The organism is Arhodomonas sp. KWT (genome assembly GCF_010993615.1).
The window spans coordinates 1-771 of the sequence record NZ_WNXE01000792.1 but is presented as its reverse complement, the minus strand read 5'-3'; the positions used below and the strand labels follow the sequence as shown (position 1 = coordinate 771).

General features: G+C 66.9%; 1 protein-coding gene and 1 pseudogene. One reads left to right on the top strand and one right to left on the bottom strand.

Annotated elements, in window-relative coordinates:
* Nucleotides 1-206 (bottom strand): annotated as a pseudogene (locus G7A99_RS22440) (N-acetyl-gamma-glutamyl-phosphate reductase); the annotation flags it as partial.
* A gap of 169 nt (nt 207-375) precedes the next feature.
* On the opposite strand from G7A99_RS22440, the gene G7A99_RS22435 reads away from it, so the two are divergent.
* Nucleotides 376-771, top strand: a 396-nt coding sequence (locus tag G7A99_RS22435; protein ID WP_163144230.1) for a CopD family protein, incomplete at its 3' end; no start/stop codon positions are given.

Here is a 771-nt window from a genome sequence, read left to right as displayed (position 1 = left end):
TCACAGGCGGCGAGGCGTTCGTCGTCCGGGGCCTCGAAGGCGAGATCGCAGTGTCCGCGCAGGTTCGGGAACAGCTCGGCCACGCCCCTGCCGGCCTCCCCTCGGGAGGTGATCACCTCCGCGCGCGCATGCGGGTGATGCGCCAGCAACCGCAACAGCTCGACACCCGTGTAACCAGTGCCGCCCACGATCCCGACCTTGAGCATCCGTATCTCCCTGCTGAATGGACAGTCCTGTATCGTAACGCCCGCCTGCGCGCCGCGTCACCTGCACCGGGCGTGCCCCACCGCGGCCACTCTGCGATACTCGGGCGCGGCCCCGCGGCCGAACAGCGGCACGCCACCCCGGGAACAAGCCACATTCAAGGAGCCGGCCATGCTCTACCTCTGGGTCAAGGCATTCCACATCATCTTCGTGGTGACCTGGTTCGCCGCGGTGTTCTACCTGCCACGGCTGTTCGTCTACCACGCCCAGACCGAGGACGCACCGGGCGACGAGCGTTTCCGCGTCATGGAACGCAAGCTCTATCGCGGAATCATGACCCCCAGCGCCGTGCTCACCGTATTCTTCGGGGGCTGGCTGATCTGGCTCACCCCGGCCTGGCTCGATCAGGGCTGGCTCCACGTGAAGCTCGCCCTCGTGGCCGGGCTCATCGGCTACCACATATGGTGTGGCCGCCTGGTGCAGGCATTCACCGAGGGAACCAACCGGCGCGGCCATGTCTGGTTCCGCTGGTTCAACGAGCTGCCGGTGATCGTACTCGTCGGCGTG